This is a genomic window from Altericista sp. CCNU0014, assembly GCF_044923475.1.
In the GTDB taxonomy this organism is placed as follows: domain Bacteria; phylum Cyanobacteriota; class Cyanobacteriia; order Thermosynechococcales; family Thermosynechococcaceae; genus JAAURS01.
The window spans coordinates 154,214-169,251 of record NZ_CP137338.1; the positions used below are offsets into that span (position 1 = coordinate 154,214).

Genomic DNA, 15,038 nt, shown 5'->3' on the forward strand with positions numbered 1-15,038 from the left:
ATTTAATGGTGCGGAATGTGGAATATCCCCAGTAAAACATCCGTGTTATGCAGGTAAAATTCAAGGATATCCTCTAGACCTGCGACAGTAGGAAGTGGCCGCATTGCCCAAGCTGCCTGAGATGCGCGCTGCCTCGCAAATCGACACGCTAACCCATTTCTGTTAAAACTCTCAACTCACCAAGAATGGCCTCACCTTTGGGATTACAGCATGATTGGCCTGCAATATTCAGTCCATCAACCCAGCCCATTCATCGATCGCCATCGGGCCAGTCTTTTGCCTGACTGGCAGGTTTCCGTGCAGTCCGTCATGGTCATTTTGCAGCCTTGCTCCGTCGCGCTCAACGAAGTTACCCCCATCACAGAACAACAAAAACGACAGCTCCGTCGCCGTTTTTTGTACTGGGCCAAACAACTCATCGTCGTCTTGCATCAGGAAGGCTACGCCGCCGATGGCTTCGATCCGCGCACGGGACATCCCTATTATTCTCGCGCTGGCTCTCTAACGCTGGATGATGTTGCCGTCGTGCAATCTGTCCTGGGCTATCCGCTGGTCCCCAGTGGCGATTGCCGCCTCGTCGAGCATCCGATTTGGGGCTGCGGCGTATTTCCGTCCGTTATCGTATCTTCAGCCCCGTGCTCGGTTTTGGAAGATACTGCCCAACGCCTGTGGCATTCGACCAAACGTTCGGGCAGGCTTAAAGCGCCTGTCCTAGCATTTGCAAACGGTAGAGGTTAGCGTACACCCCGTTCAGTTCCATCAGCGCCTCGTGGGAACCGGATTCGACCAATTCGCCATGGCGCAGCACTAAGACCCGATCCACGTTGCGAATGGTAGAGAGGCGGTGGGCGATGATAATGGCAGTCCGGTCGACCAGCAAGCGCCCTAGGGCGTCCTGAATCAATACTTCCGTGCCCACGTCGAGATTGGCGGTGGCCTCGTCGAGGACGAGAATGCGGGGGTTGCGCACCGCAGCGCGGGCAAAGGCCAGGAGCTGTTTCTGGCCTGCCGATAGGTTGGTACCCCGCTCCCGCAGCAGCGTATCGTAGCCCTCGGGGAGTTCTTCAATGAAACTTGCCACGTTCATTTGGGCGGCAGCCGTTTTGATTTGTTCTAAGGAGTAGCTCTCGCCGAGGGCGATATTGCTTTTTACGTCTCCTGCAAACAAAAAGCCATCCTGCAAAATAACGCCCACGTAGCGGCGGAGTTCGCTTTGCGCGATGTCTTTTACATCCACGCCGTCTACGGTGATGCTGCCCTGACTGGTCTCGTAGAGGCGGCACAGGAGCCGAATAATAGAGCTTTTGCCCGCCCCCGTCGGCCCGACGATCGCCACTTTTTCCCCTGGCCGGATCGTAAAGTTTAGCCCCTTGAGCACGTAATCGCCGTCTTTATAGGCCAGCCAAACATCCTCGAACGCCACTTCTCCCAGGGCGCGGGCATCGTTTGCTTGGGGCAAAGATCGCGGCGCGACGGCATCGCGGATATCCACGGGCTGGCTGAGCAAATTGTTAATCCGCTCCACGGCGGTGAAACCGGACTGGATGGAGGTAAATTTTTCAGCCAATTGCTGGAGCGGATTGAAAAGACGCTGGGCAAATAAGATAAAGGTCGAGAGGGTACCAAAGGTGAGGGTTTCGTTGAGGATGCGCGTACCGCCCAGCCAGAGCACTCCAGCGATCGCGATCAAACCGATCCATTCCAGGGTGGCAGATACGGCGGAGTCAAAAAAGATCGTGCGGTCTACCTGCTTGACGTAGCGCTGGTTGGTATTTTGAAATAGCTGGCTGTTAAACTGCTCCCGCCGAAACAACTGCACCACGCTAATTCCCGACAGGTTTTCTTGCAGTGTAGAGTTGAGGGCAGAGAGTTCGTCGCGGGCTTTGTAGTTTGCTTTGCGGTACTCGTACTGAAAATACCAAATCAAAACGCTCACGGGCACCAGCAGCAGCACCAACAGCAGCGCCAAATCCGATTGAATGGCGAACATCGTCACCACGATTGTCAGAATCGAGAACAAGTCGCTGACGATACCGATCGCCCCAGTTGCAAATACGTCCCCCAAGGCCTCGACATCGCTCGTCAGACGCGTAATGAGGCGACCGACGGGAGTGCGGTCGAAGAACTGCGCTGCCAATGAAAGGACGTGGTGAAACAGATCGTTGCGGATATCGGAGGTAATTTGCTGGCCCACCTTTGTAACCAGAAACCCCTGCCAGGACTGCAGTCCAAACCGAAAGATCACCGTTACCAGCAGCAACCCACTGAGCGCGGCCAATCCCGTGGGCAAATCCAGAGTTCTCAAAAAGCCGTAGGTGCTGGGCTCATTTTTCAGCAGCGAAATCGTCTGTCCGATTAAGATGGGTTGGATCGCGCTGGCAATGGACAGCGGCACCAACAAAATTGCCGAAACGAGCAAGGTGGAGGTATAGGGCTTGGCGTAGGGCGCAATTCTGAGAAAGAGTCGCCAATCGCTGAGACGAGGTGATCGCCGCTGCTGTGGCTCGTCCGAAGAAAAGGTTGCATCAGTCATAGTGCGATCCTAGCCGATCGGCGGGTCTAGGGGATAGGCTGTATCCTGTCTCCACGCTGAGCACTTGCCGTTATGAATCGCCGTAGTCGTCGTTTTAAGCTTCGCCTGTATCAAAAAATTGCGTTGGCTTTCAGTCTTTTACTGCTGGTGGTTTATTACGTCCACGACCTCGAACCCAATTGGATTGAAGTGCGATCGGTTTCGCTATCTTTGCCCCATTTGGCTCCTGAGTTTGCGGGCTATCGCGTCGTTCAACTGTCTGATATCCACGCCGATCGCCGGATGACAGCTCAGCGCATTCAGAAAATTGTGGATCGGGTGAATCGAATGAACCCCGATCTTGTGGTGTTGACGGGAGATTTTGTCACCCGGAATCCCCAGAAGTATGCGCCCAATCTGATGAGCTTAAAAGCTTTGAAGCCGACGGATAAAACTTTAGCAATCCTAGGCAATCATGATGCCTGGACGGATCCAGATCTCATTCAAACAACGCTGGAAACAGCGGGTGTTGATGTGCTCTCTAATCAGGTTGTCACGCTCAATCGAACTTTGGCGCAGCTCCATATTGGCGGGGTCGATGATGTGTGGGCAAAGCGCGATCGCCTTAATAAAGTCCTAGACGCGCTTCCCTCAACAGGTGCAGCAATCCTGCTCGCCCACGAGCCAGACTTTGCCGATACCAGCGCTGCTACGGGGCGGTTCGATCTTCAGCTCTCGGGACATTCCCATGGGGGACAAATTTATATTCCCTTCATGAAGCGGGTGCTACCGCCTTTGGCCTATAAGTATCCTCTGGGACAATATCAGGTGGGTTCTATGATTCAGTACACAAACCGAGGGTTGGGCAGCTCTGGTATTCCGATTCGGTTTAACTGTCGCCCCGAAATCACCGTGTTTACGCTCAAAAGTGCCTAAAGGGTTCGTTCCTTGTTTCCTATCACGAAGTTTGAGAGAAGGATCGAAACGATCGAAACGTCGAAAGGGCAGGTTTTGCTAAAGCTTTTTGAGTGCAAACGTTACACCTTTGGCTAAACCTGCCCCCGCTCGTCAATGGAATTCGCGATTTACTTATTGGGTTGGGGAGTCATCCGTAGATAAGGCTTCACTTCCGTGATGCCTTTGGGGAACTTCACGCGAGCTTCTTCCGTGGGGATCGAAGGTACCACTACGCAGTCGCCGCCATCGGACCAGTTGCCGGGAGTAGCCACGCTGTAGTTGTCGGTCAACTGGAGCGAATCGATCACTCGCAGCAGTTCGTCAAAGTTGCGGCCCGTGCTGGCAGGATAGGTGAGCGTCAAGCGCAGCTTTTTATTCGGATCGATAATAAAGACCGAACGAACTGTCAATGTATTACCCGTGCTGGAATTCGGGTGAATCATGTCGTACAGTTCAGACACTTTCTTATCTGCATCGGCCAAAATGGGATAGTTGACCGACGTGCCTTGGGTTTCGTTAATATCGCCGATCCAGCCCGTGTGGGATTCCGCGCTATCTACACTCAGCGCAATGGTTTTGACATTGCGCCGATCGAACTCGGACTTTAGCTTTGCGACGAGGCCCAACTCGGTCGTGCAGACAGGAGTATAGTCCGCAGGGTGAGAAAACAGAATGACCCAGCTATCGCCAGCCCACTCGTAAAAATGGATCGTCCCTTCGGAGGACTCTTGGGTAAAGTCGGGCACGGTGTCCCCTAATCTCAGAGACATGGTTGAACTCCTGTGGTGTCAGAACAAAAACATTAAACTTGCTTCACTCATCGATCATGCCATAAAACCCCGATTCATCGGTCGGAATACAGATCTTAATAATTTGAGCGATCGTTTGAGCGCCCCTCATCTGTCCGCTCATTTTTACCGCAAAGCCTTCGCGATCGAGGGCGATGCGCCAGCCGCGCCAAATGAATTGGGAAACAACACTTCTTCTAGGGTCTTGACCGTCCTTTCAAAATTGTCGTTCACGATCTGCACGTCGAATTCATGGGCCGAAGCAATTTCGACTTTGGCACGCGCCAGGCGGCGGGCGATCGCCGCATCTGTATCTTGCCCGCGCTTGCGGATCCGGGTTTCCAGTTCCTCCAAAGAGGGCGGCGCGATAAAAATTTGCAGGGCGTCGGGAGCCGTCTGGCGGACCTGACGCGCCCCTTCTAGCTCGATTTCTAAAATGACCCGTTGGCCTTGGGCGATACGATCCAGCAGGGGTTGGCGAGGAGTGCCGTAAAGGTTGCCTGCAAATTCGGCCCATTCTAAAAGCTCGTCCTGGGCTACCATCGCTTCAAACTGCGATCGCGTCAGAAAGTAATAGTGTTTGCCCTCAACCTCACCCGGTCGCGGCGATCGCGTCGTTGCCGAAACAGAAAGATGCAGCTCTGGATGATGCCCTAAAATCGCTCTTAAAACAGTTCCTTTGCCGACGCCGCTCGGCCCTGTAAAAACAATCAAATTTTTCGACTCTGAAAATGGGTTAGACATGTCAATATAGACTGAAATAGGCGTCAATCAAAAACATCGGTAGACATTGAGTCTAATCCAAAGTGCAGCCCAGAATCTTGAGTCTTGATATTATCGGTAGATTGAAGTAGATAGAGCAACCTCAAAGAAGACATAGACCGTAGTTGGAGTCCGTTGAGATAACAGGTTGCTCTTCTCTACCTATTATAAATTGGCTGACCGAAATCATTAATCGCTACTGTCGTGGGATTCTTTGCTGACCATAAATCGATGAGCGACAGTTTCGGGTTGAATGGCGGATAAAATAACATGACCAGAATCTGCGACGATCACGGCTCGAGTGCGCCGTCCGTAAGTAGCATCGATGAGTTGTCCGCGTTCTCGAGCATCGGTAATAATGCGTTTAATAGGTGCCGATTCTGGGCTCACAATGGCAATGACGCGATTAGCAGAGACAATATTGCCAAAACCAATATTTATAAGCTTGATATCCATGACCTTTTTCCTAAGTGATGTACTACCCCCCACAGGTCAGTCGCGAGCAGCTAATCGATTTGCTTGTGCAATCGGCTGTTTTCTCCCCCTGTGTCTCTGAGATCAATGGTATCGGCAAAACTCTGGCAGTCACAACCCTAAATCCCTGTCATTGGGGTGTTAATAGAAGTTTTTCTTCGCTAGGATGGCGCTCAGAGTGGTGTTTGCCGGAAAGTACTGCAAAAGTCGGATCATAAAACTTAACTAGGGCGTTCTATTGTGCAGCAGGTTGATTTAACGACGTTAATCGCCCTTAAGAGCGAATTACGCGCGCAATGGATCCCAGCGCGATTGGAGCAGGTTTATCAGTGCGATCGCTTTACGGTCAAGCTGGCCCTGAGAACCCTGAAAAAGCGAGGCTGGCTCGCGCTGAGCTGGCACCCTCAAGCCGCCCGCATTGGAATGGGGGAAGCCCCGCCGCGATCTCCCGACACGTTTACCTTCAGTCAGCAGCTCGTCCACCAGCTCAACGGCTTTGCCCTTGTCGCGATCGAGCAAATTGCCCCTTGGGAACGGGTCATCGATTTGCAGTTTGCCCAGCGCCCGCAAGAGCCGCCCCAGTGGCATCTCTATGTCGAAATTATGGGTAAGTACAGCAACGTCATTCTGACCACCGCCGATCGGCTCGTCGTGACCGCAGCCCATCAGGTTGGGACCAATCAGTCGCGGGTGCGCTCTATCCAAACGGGAAGGCCCTATGAGTTGCCGCCAGGACTGACGGGGCCGACTCCGGCCTTAGAAGAAACTCAGGAGGCTTGGCGCGATCGCCTTACCCTCATTCCGGGGCCGCTGAAGTCAACCATCCTCAAGGTCTACCGGGGACTCAGCTCCGCCCTCGTGCTAGAAATCCTGGCAAAAGCCAACTTAGACCCCGCCCAAGGCACAGATACCTTGACCGAGTCGAGCTGGGATACTTTATTCCAAACCTGGCAGAGCTGGTTAGCGACGCTAGCGTCCGAATCCTTTCGACCCGGCTGGCGCGCCGACGGCGGCTTTACAGTCTTGGGCTGGGATGTGATTCGACCGGCAACCTCCGTACAGGACTTAGTTGATCGCTACTATACCGCTCAGCTCGATCGGCAGTCCTTCGAGCAGCTCCGCCATCAGCTTTTGCAAAAGCTCAGTCATGCCCTTGCCAAACTTCAAGTCAAAGCCGAGGTGTTTTCAAATCAAATGGCGGCTTCGGATCGAGCGGATCGCTATCGCCAACAGGCCGATCTCCTCATGGCGCACCTGCATCTTTGGCAGTTGGGCATGTCTCAAATCGTACTCCCTGATTTTGAAACGGAACAGCCCGTTACTATTCCCCTCAATCCCGAGCGCAACGCCGTTCAAAATGCCCAGGTGTTTTACCGCCGACATCAGAAATTGCGGCGATCGCGCGACCACGTCAAACCCTTGTTAGAGGCAGTGCGGCAAGAAATCGATTATTTGTTGCAGGTCGAAGCCACGATTGAGGCCCTAGAGCAGTTTGACAGCGAAGACGATTTGCAGATTTTGGCGGAGATCCGCGAAGAGTTAATTCAGCAGAAGTATCTATCAGATCCCGACTACCGCGCCCCGATCGAAGCTCGACCGGACTTTTATCGCTACACCGCCCCCAGTGGAGGGGAAATTTTAATTGGGCGCAACAATCAACAAAACGAGCAGCTCAGTTTTAAGATTGCAGGCGCTTACGACCTATGGTTTCATACCCAAGAAATTCCAGGCAGTCACGTCTTGCTGCGGCTTGATGCTGGCACTGCTGTCGAGCCTCAAGACCTACAGCACGCCGCAAACCTGGCCGCCTACTATAGCCGCGCGCGTCAAAGCACCCAAGTGCCCGTGGTGTGGACAGAACCTAAAAATGTATACAAACCTAAGGGTGCAAAGCCCGGTATGGTGGTTTACAAGCACGAGCGGGTAATCTGGGGCAACCCACAAAACGTTTCGGCTCACCTACACGCCAGAGAACCTTCAGATCTGTCCGACGATAAAATCCAGCATCCTTCTGTGAAAAGATAGACATGCAGGAGCGAGTACCCTGCGCGTCTCAAATCAAAAAATGAATTTATTTCCTAGGAAACCCGTACTCCTGCGAATCTTCAAAGAATATTCACCCGCCCTTTTTGCGAAGCAAGCACGGTCGAATAGATAGCCTGCTTCGATTATTTTGAACGGGAAACAGCTTAACAAAATGATTTTTTAGACCGATGGATTGCAGTAGGTCAATTCCCTTCAACGATAGAAAGCCCTTGCGAGTAATTGACCGCCGTAAACCTTGTCGCGCTGGGGGAGGGCATGTCATGCTGTTGGGACAAACAACTCTCATAAGGGGGATACAATATTCTGCTTTATGGGAGTTGTTATCGTTACACATCTCAACGTGCATTCATGCACTAAAGTGATTTCATGATTAGAGTTGTCATTGTTGACGATCAAAAAGTTGTGACTCAAGGGTTGAAGGTTCTCCTTGAGGCAGAGCCAGATATCGAAATCATTGGGACGGGCAGTAACGGTCAAGAAGCTATCGACCTCGCGACCGAGCTTTTGCCAGACGTGCTTTTAATCGATCAACATATGCCTATCATGGATGGAGTGCAAGCGACGCAAGCGATCGCCAGCCAGTTTCCCCAGATTGCCATTTTATTGCTGAGCGGCTCCGATCGAGAGAGTCATATCGCCGACGCGCTCAGGGCTGGCGCTAAGGGTTATTTACTCAAGAGCACGTCGGCTGAAGACCTAGCGAACTCAATCCGATCCGTCGATCGGGGCTACAGTCAGATGGGTCCGGGGCTGCTAGAAAAACTGCTGGCAAACATCAACCCGCTTCAAACATCTGCAAGTCCAACCGCCCCGCCCCGCCCCCAATCGCCCCTTCTCAGCTCGGATTTGTCTCGGATTTTAAGTCTTCCGTCTCAATTCGATGCAGACTTAATGATGCGCTTGCTGGATGCCACCCATGAGGCGAGCGAAGCCGCTGCCCTGATGGCTCAACTCGAGCAACAGCTTCAGCAACAACCCACCCACGTCAGCGCGCTATATCTATCTGGGCAGCTCATTTGTAAATTTCAACCGCGAGATCGACGCGCCATGAACTACTTTCGGTTGGCTTTTACCCACGCTCAAAGCCAACGCTTTTCCCCAACCATTCCGCTCCAAATTTGTCGCGCAGCTTGGGCGGTCAATGCTGAGGAGACCCTGAGTTGGCTGACTGGCATTCTGAACAGTTGGCCGACGGATCGGCCTAACCGCATTCTGTTTGACTCTATGAGCCAAGTTTTTGGCGCGACCTCGGAACCTTGCCGATGGTTGAGAGCTATTTGGGAAATGCAACACCTCAATCTTTTATGCGAACAAGCCAATACGCTAAAGTCGAAGCTTAGAGTTTTAGACGCAAGTGCTTAGAAATTTTGGCGGGGGATAGACGCAACCTTTTCAATGGAGCGGTTGCCATGATATCGAGCGTAAAACATAGAAACAACTTCGCCAAAACGAACGCAGGGTGATTGACATTGAACGATATTAACCAACTGGAGCAGGAACTCATCGCACTAAGGCAACGTTTTGCCCAATCTCTGGAGATTTTAGACGAACTGTCTCAAATCAAGGAGAAATTTAGCACGCTGTCAGATACCTACCAAGTCCTAAAAGACAATGTCGATCGCGCTAAAACTTTTTTAGAGACGGCTCCCCATGCGTCTGTCGAACCTCGCCTCGGGCAACTGGAAACTCAGGTAGATATCCGCCACGAACAGTTACAAGCACAGCTCACCAATCTTCGGTTCGATTTTGATGCAACAACCCGCCAGCTCCGGGAAGAAGTAGAGCGACATCGAAAAATCGAGGGCTTTCAAGAAGGAGCCGAGCAGCCGTTCGCGAGCGGAGAGGAGGCCAACCGATTGAAGTGGGTAGAAAGCTCTCTGCAACAAATGGTCAGCTCGGTCTACTCCGACCGCGATGTCCTGCACAAGCTAGACCGTCGGGTTTCCAACCTAAAGCGAACGACCGACGTCCTTGCGGTTGTTGGGTTTGTTGGCTTCATGCTAATGGGGCTTATGATTGTTTTTAAGTAAAACCAACTCCCTTGGAGCGCGCAGACCTAAGCGACGGCAGCGCTCTTGAGCGCGAAAATTTTTTTCACGACATCGGAGACGACCCGATCTGGCGTTGAAGCGCCTGAGGTAATTCCCACGACAAGAGGACCTTTGGGCAGCCAGTTTTCGGTCAGGGTGAGGGATTGATTGAGGGGCTTATGCTCGACGCAGTTGCCGGGACCGATGCGATCGGCGCTGTCGATGTGGTAAGAGGGAATGTTTTTCTCGATGGAAATCTCTTGAAGGTGGGTGGTATTGGAGGAGTTATAACCGCCAATCACGACCATGAGGTCTAAGGGTTCGTCCACGAGCTGGAACATGGCATCTTGGCGCTCTTGGGTGGCGTCGCAGATGGTGTTGAAGCTCATGAAATGATCGTTGAGGGTGGTGGGGCCGTATTTGCGCATCATGGTGCGCTCGAAGAGCTTGCCGATCTGTTCGGTTTCGCCTTTGAGCATGGTGGTTTGGTTGGCAACGCCGACTCGCACGAGATCCGTTTCCGGGTCGAAGTCGTCGGAGTGGGCATTCTTAAATTTTGCTAAAAATTCAGCTTTGCGTTGCGATCGCCTTTCTTCACTTTCTTCCGATTCCAGAATGTAGCGGCACACGTACTCGGCTTCTTCGAGGTTGAGCACGATCAGATAGGTTCCGGCAAAGGAGCTGGTGGCGATGGTCTCTTCGTGCTGGTATTTGCCGTGGATGATGGAGGTGTAGTCGCTTTTTTTATGCTTTTCGACGCTATTCCAGACTTTAGAAACCCAGGGACAGGTCGTATCCATAATGGTGCAGCCTTTTTGAGTCAAGAGCTGCATTTCCTGAACGCTAGCGCCAAAGGCGGGCAGGATGACGACATCCGAACCTTCGACGATGGAAAAGTCTTTTTGGCCTCGCTCGTCTACGGGAATAAATTCGACGGCCATGTCCCGCAGGTTTTTGTTGACCGAGGGGTTGTGGATAATTTCGTTGGTAATCCAGATCCGCTCCTTGGGAAACTGCTGGCGGGTTTCGTAGGCTAAGGCGATCGCCCGTTCTACGCCCCAGCAAAATCCGAAGGCTTCCGCCAGACGGATGGTGACGTTGCCTCGAACCAGCGTATAGCCGTTGTCCCGGATTTCTTGGATCAAGTTGCTTTTGTATTCGGAATCGAGCAGGGCGGACACTGCCGCCTCGTGGCCGAAGCCCTTCCGGTGGTACTGCTCGGATTGGTGCAGGGAGCGCTTAAATGTTTTTGTATCCATACCAGATTGTTCCCGATCCTAACTCCGTCCGACAAAGGCGTTTACAAACGACGAGCGTTATCTAAACCCACTTCATATCCTAAGCGGTCTCGCGAATCCCGGATAGAGGCGGTTCATTTTTCGGCAATCTTGAGTTCGTGAATGTTCCAGAGCGCGCCGCCGAGAGGAGAGTATTTTATATTTTGGACGCGATCGCGCACCGCCGAAAAGGACAGCGGCGTAATCAGATAGAAAAAGGGCAGATACTCTTGCACGAGCTGCTGGGCTTCGCCATAGATGGCCTTGCGCTTGGTTTCATTGAGTTCTTGAGCGCCCTGGATGTAGAGATCGTTAATTTTTTGCTCCCAGTCCGCAATTTCTCTGCCGGGAAAGGGTGGTTCACCGGGACCAGGGCCTTGATTGAAGGAATGGAGTCCCCCATTCACCGCCCAAATATTAAAGCTTTGGTTGGGTTCGATGCCTCCGCCCGCAAAGCCCAGCAGCAAACAATCCCACTCTTTCGAGCGGCTCAGTTTATCCACTAAGGTATTAAAGGCCATGGGGTTGAAATCGACCTGAATACCAAGCCTCGACAAGTCTTGCTTGAACTGAGCGCCGATCGCCTCCCGGATTTTGTTGCCTGCATTGGTAATCAGCGAAAACCGGACCCGATTTCCGTCGGAATCGACGAGCCGATCGTTGGCGTCATACTTAAACCCGGCCTCAGCTAAAAGGGCCTTGGCTTTGTCAATATCGTACTCGTAGGTTTTAAGTCCTGCTTTTGGAGATAAGTAGTAAGGACTTTGCACGGGGATGATGGAGTGCTGGAGATCGCCCAGCCCTTGATAAATGTTGTTGAGCATGTCGCGGCGGTTGGTGGCATAGGCGATCGCCTGCCGAAACTTGACGTTGTTAAACCACTTCGACTTAATCGGGTCTACAAAGGGTTTCCCCGATGCGTTGCGCCCCTTATTCAAGTTAAACGAGAGGTAGAGCGTTCGCAAAGAAGGTCCGCCATTATAGATTTTGAAGCCTCGCTGCTTTTCTTCGCGCTTGAGGAGAGCAAAGTAATCAGAGGTGACATCATTGACATCAATACCGCCAGAACGGAACTGGAGCAAATCCGTATCGGTGTTCTCAACAACCTGAAGCGCAATCCGCTCGACATAGGGCTGCTGCTCCCCTCGATCGCCCCTGCGCCAGTAGTACGGGTTACGGCGCAATATGACCCGTTCGCCCACGCGGTAGCTTTCAATCTTGTAAGGACCTGCCACCACAATATTCGAGAGCGGCTGGGTATTCACGCCCCAAACCGAGAGAAAATGAGGCTTGCCATTGGAATCTTTCGTCCGAATCGACTTTTCTAGAATATGCTTCGGCAAAATTCCCGCCCCCGTGACCCGTAGAAACGGTGCAAAAGGTTCTGGAATTGAAAATTCGACGCGCCGTTCGTCGAGTTTTCGGACCGTTGGCAGCGCGCCCGTTTTGCCGATTTTCAACACATCTCGAAAGTCAGTGGGAATTTCTTTATTGAGAAACACGTCGTTGTAGGTAAAAACCACATCGTCCACGGTCAGCGGCTGACCGTCCGACCATTTAAGGTTGGGCTTGAGGGTATACACGACCTGCTTGCCGTCCGTCGAGATCGTCCAAGATTCAGCGAGAGCGGGTTCGATTTTGCCCGTCAAGCCGTTTTCGGAAATCAGCCCTTCGCCAATGAGGGGAAACACATCGCTCTGTTCCTGGCTCAAAACCGTATTAAAGGTTTTCGGATCGCTGAGGCTGCTGAGAACCAGTTGGGGTACCCGAGCTTGGGCAGACTTGAGCTGCCACTGGCACCCCGCAACAGCAACCACTAGCAAGCAACCCACCAGTCCCCAAACTATCCAACGGCGAACGGATAATAGAATGGCCTTCAGCATTGAAGTCTATTAGCTCGAGAATACAAACGCTGTAGTTAGCTTAAAGCACAATGATAACTTGGACCCCCCAACCGACCCAAGATGGCTCCTATACCTTTAGTTCGGCAGAATTTGGCGAAACCTTTCACAGCAGGCAGGGTGCTAAAACAGAGGCATTTCAAAAGTTTGTCGCCGCTACCGATCTCTGCCAAAAAGCAACGCAACCGACGCTCCGGTTGCTAGACATTTGCTACGGTCTGGGCTACAACACGGCAGCGGCGCTCGAGAGCATCTGGCGCGTCAATCCAAGCTGTCGGGTTGAGGTCTACGGGCTGGAGTTGGACGCAACGGTACCCGTTGGTGCGGCAATACCAGAAGTGCTGAACGGCTGGTCGAACGGGGTACAGGACGTCCTGCGGGACTTAGCCCGCACGCACACCTGTCAGCGAGAGAACCTGAGCGCTCATCTGCCGATCGGGGACGCCCGTCAAGGGATACAGCAACTCGTGCGACAGCGTTTTGAGGCGGATGCCATCTTCTTGGATCCGTTTTCACCCCGCCGCTGTCCTCAGCTTTGGACCGTAGAGTTTCTAGGGATGGTTGCGAAGTGTTTGGCCGCTGACGGGAAGCTCTCCACCTATTCGCGCTCGGCAGCGGTGCGGACTGCACTCCTGGCAGCAGGACTCTGCATTGGGACGATTCCCCTCAGCCAAAGTCAGGGGTCGTCCCACGAATGGTCTCAAGGGACGGTAGCGGCATGGCGATCGCAGACGCTGTTCCCCCTGTCGCAGATGGAACGCGAACACCTCCAAACGCGCGCTGCCATCCCTTACCGCGACCCGAGTCTGAGCGACGGAGCCGCAGCGATCGCCGCCCGACACCAGCAAGAACAAGCGCAAACGCAGCTCGAATCCACCTCTAGCTGGCGCAGGCGCTGGGGCATTCGTTAAGCTCGCCCGCACGGTAAAATAACGCTATGAAGATTTCCGAACTGATGCGCTGGTTTGAAGGCTGGGCGAACCCGGCTTGGCAAGAAAAGTGGGACAACTGCGGTTGGCAGATCGAGCCGGGAATTTTAGACGAACCCGCGCGGGTTTTGGTCTGTCTGACGCCGACTTTAGCAGTCATGAAAGAGGCGATAGCGCTCTCTCACCAAGGCACGTCCGTTAACCTCATTTTTGCCCACCATCCCCTCATTTTCGGCCCCCTCAAGTCCGTCCGTAAGGGAGATGCCATTGGGGAGATGGTCAGGCTGGCGATCGCCCACAACATTGGGGTCTACAGCGCCCATACCAACTTCGACCAAGTTGCAGGCGGCACCGCCGATGTCCTCGCGCAACTGCTCGACCTTCAGCACCCCGAACCCGTGGAGCCAACGCAGAACGGCCTGGGGTACGGTCGAGTGGGCGACTTGCAGCCGGCATTATCCCTCCAACAGCTTTTAGAGCGCGTTCAAACCGCTCTCAACCCGCCAGATTTACTGGTTTCGCCCCATGCAGACCGCCAGCAGACGATCGAACGGGTGGCCGTTCTAGGCGGTTCTGGGGCGAGCTACATCAGCGCGGTAAGCCAGACGGGCGCGCAAGCGTACCTCACCTCAGACTGCAAATTTCATCAGTTTCAAGAAAGCCGCGATCGCGACCTCATCCTGATCGATGCGGGTCATTACGCGACCGAACGGCCTGCTTGCGCCCGATTGGTAGAACGGTTGCAGCAGGCGGGGGTGGAATGGGCGAAGCTGAGCGATCGCGATGAAGACTTTCGGCAGTTTGGGCGCGGGCTCTAAAGATTAACCTTAGGGAACGTTCGGGGCGATCGCCCCGGAAAATCTTGAAGAGGCCAGCAGGACCAGCCTCACCTCCGCACAAAAACCGATCGGTTTAGAGACCTAGATCGGACAGGATGTCCGTAGCGTGGGTTTCGGTATTGATACTGCTGTAGACGTGGGCGATCGCCCCTTGGGGGTTAATCACGTAGGTGACCCGCTTTGCATATCCGCCACCATCCACATCGTAGGACTGGATAATCGAGCGATTGGTATCGGCCAAAAGCGGAAAAGGCAGGTTAAACTTCTGCGTAAACTGCTGGTGCGACGCTTCATCATCGGCACTGACGCCTAAAACGACAATATCTTTACCTTGGTAAACCGTGTAGTTATCGCGAAAGCTACAGGCTTCTTTCGTGCAACCAGGCGTATCGTCCTTAGGATAGAAGTACAGAATCACCGTTTTACCCGAAAAATCCGATAGCGACACGGTATTGCCGTGGGTATCTTGGGCAGTAAACGCAGGTGCAGGGGTTCCCACTGCTAAAGCCATATTTCACCTCAT

14 protein-coding genes are annotated in these 15,038 nt (G+C 53.1%); 7 read left to right on the forward strand and 7 right to left on the reverse strand.

The genetic code is table 11. The features are described from left to right. Positions 1-210 precede the first annotated feature (210 nt). A complete protein-coding gene (locus tag R6H26_RS00855; protein ID WP_404787506.1) occupies positions 211-738 on the forward strand; it encodes a methylmalonic aciduria and homocystinuria type D protein in 528 nt (175 codons plus the stop codon). Here R6H26_RS00855 and R6H26_RS00860 read toward each other — a convergent pair. Continuing rightward, the gene (locus tag R6H26_RS00860; protein WP_404787508.1) at positions 698-2,533 is read right to left on the reverse strand and encodes an ABC transporter ATP-binding protein; all 1,836 of its coding nucleotides are present in this window, start codon (positions 2,531-2,533) and stop codon (positions 698-700) included. The genes R6H26_RS00855 and R6H26_RS00860 overlap by 41 nt on opposite strands. Positions 2,534-2,605: 72 nt before the next feature. Between R6H26_RS00860 and R6H26_RS00865 the strand changes: the two genes are divergently transcribed. Next, entirely contained in the window at positions 2,606-3,448 is an 843-nt protein-coding gene (locus R6H26_RS00865) for a metallophosphoesterase (RefSeq protein ID WP_404787510.1), read from the forward strand. 149 nt (positions 3,449-3,597) lie between these two features. On the opposite strand, the gene R6H26_RS00870 is transcribed toward R6H26_RS00865, so the two are convergent. The 3 genes from R6H26_RS00870 to remA all read right to left on the reverse strand — a co-directional run bounded on the left by R6H26_RS00870 (position 3,598) and on the right by remA (position 5,475). After that, entirely contained in the window at positions 3,598-4,239 is a 642-nt protein-coding gene (locus R6H26_RS00870) for a peroxiredoxin (protein WP_404787512.1), read from the reverse strand. 144 nt (positions 4,240-4,383) lie between these two features. Beyond that, the gene (gene gmk / locus R6H26_RS00875; RefSeq protein ID WP_404787514.1) at positions 4,384-5,001 is read right to left on the reverse strand and encodes a guanylate kinase; all 618 of its coding nucleotides are present in this window, start codon (positions 4,999-5,001) and stop codon (positions 4,384-4,386) included. Between the two features lie 207 nt (positions 5,002-5,208). Further along, positions 5,209-5,475 carry an extracellular matrix/biofilm regulator RemA gene (remA, locus tag R6H26_RS00880; RefSeq protein WP_404787516.1) on the reverse strand — a complete coding sequence of 89 codons (267 nt, stop codon included), beginning with the start codon at positions 5,473-5,475 and terminating at the stop codon, positions 5,209-5,211. A 258-nt stretch (positions 5,476-5,733) separates the two neighbouring features. Here remA and R6H26_RS00885 point away from each other — a divergent pair, with 258 nt between their 5' ends. From R6H26_RS00885 to R6H26_RS00895, 3 genes are all read left to right on the forward strand, one after another. Then, positions 5,734-7,518, forward strand: a complete 1,785-nt coding sequence (locus R6H26_RS00885; RefSeq protein WP_404787518.1) for an NFACT family protein — start codon at positions 5,734-5,736, stop codon at positions 7,516-7,518. Positions 7,519-7,905: 387 nt separating this feature from the next. Next, positions 7,906-8,901, forward strand: coding sequence for a response regulator transcription factor (locus tag R6H26_RS00890; protein WP_404787519.1), 996 nt, complete (start codon positions 7,906-7,908; stop codon positions 8,899-8,901). A 107-nt stretch (positions 8,902-9,008) separates the two neighbouring features. Then, positions 9,009-9,569, forward strand: coding sequence for a hypothetical protein (locus tag R6H26_RS00895; protein ID WP_404787520.1), 561 nt, complete (start codon positions 9,009-9,011; stop codon positions 9,567-9,569). A 26-nt stretch (positions 9,570-9,595) separates the two neighbouring features. Here the strand turns inward: R6H26_RS00895 and R6H26_RS00900 are convergent, their stop codons facing one another. Together R6H26_RS00900 and R6H26_RS00905 are read right to left on the reverse strand one after the other, a co-directional pair. Then, positions 9,596-10,828, reverse strand: coding sequence for a 4-hydroxy-3-methylbut-2-enyl diphosphate reductase (locus R6H26_RS00900; RefSeq protein ID WP_404787522.1), 1,233 nt, complete (start codon positions 10,826-10,828; stop codon positions 9,596-9,598). Between the two features lie 113 nt (positions 10,829-10,941). Beyond that, entirely contained in the window at positions 10,942-12,729 is a 1,788-nt protein-coding gene (locus tag R6H26_RS00905) for an ABC transporter substrate-binding protein (RefSeq protein WP_404787524.1), read from the reverse strand. 50 nt (positions 12,730-12,779) lie between these two features. Between R6H26_RS00905 and R6H26_RS00910 the strand changes: the two genes are divergently transcribed. Together R6H26_RS00910 and R6H26_RS00915 are read left to right on the forward strand one after the other, a co-directional pair. Beyond that, positions 12,780-13,658 carry a tRNA (5-methylaminomethyl-2-thiouridine)(34)-methyltransferase MnmD gene (locus R6H26_RS00910; protein WP_404787526.1) on the forward strand — a complete coding sequence of 293 codons (879 nt, stop codon included), beginning with the start codon at positions 12,780-12,782 and terminating at the stop codon, positions 13,656-13,658. Between the two features lie 26 nt (positions 13,659-13,684). Continuing rightward, complete coding sequence (locus tag R6H26_RS00915; RefSeq protein ID WP_404787527.1) at positions 13,685-14,494, forward strand: Nif3-like dinuclear metal center hexameric protein; 810 nt, start codon at positions 13,685-13,687, stop codon at positions 14,492-14,494. Between the two features lie 94 nt (positions 14,495-14,588). Here the strand turns inward: R6H26_RS00915 and R6H26_RS00920 are convergent, their stop codons facing one another. Beyond that, positions 14,589-15,026, reverse strand: coding sequence for a peroxiredoxin (locus tag R6H26_RS00920; protein WP_404787528.1), 438 nt, complete (start codon positions 15,024-15,026; stop codon positions 14,589-14,591). Positions 15,027-15,038: the final 12 nt, after the last annotated feature.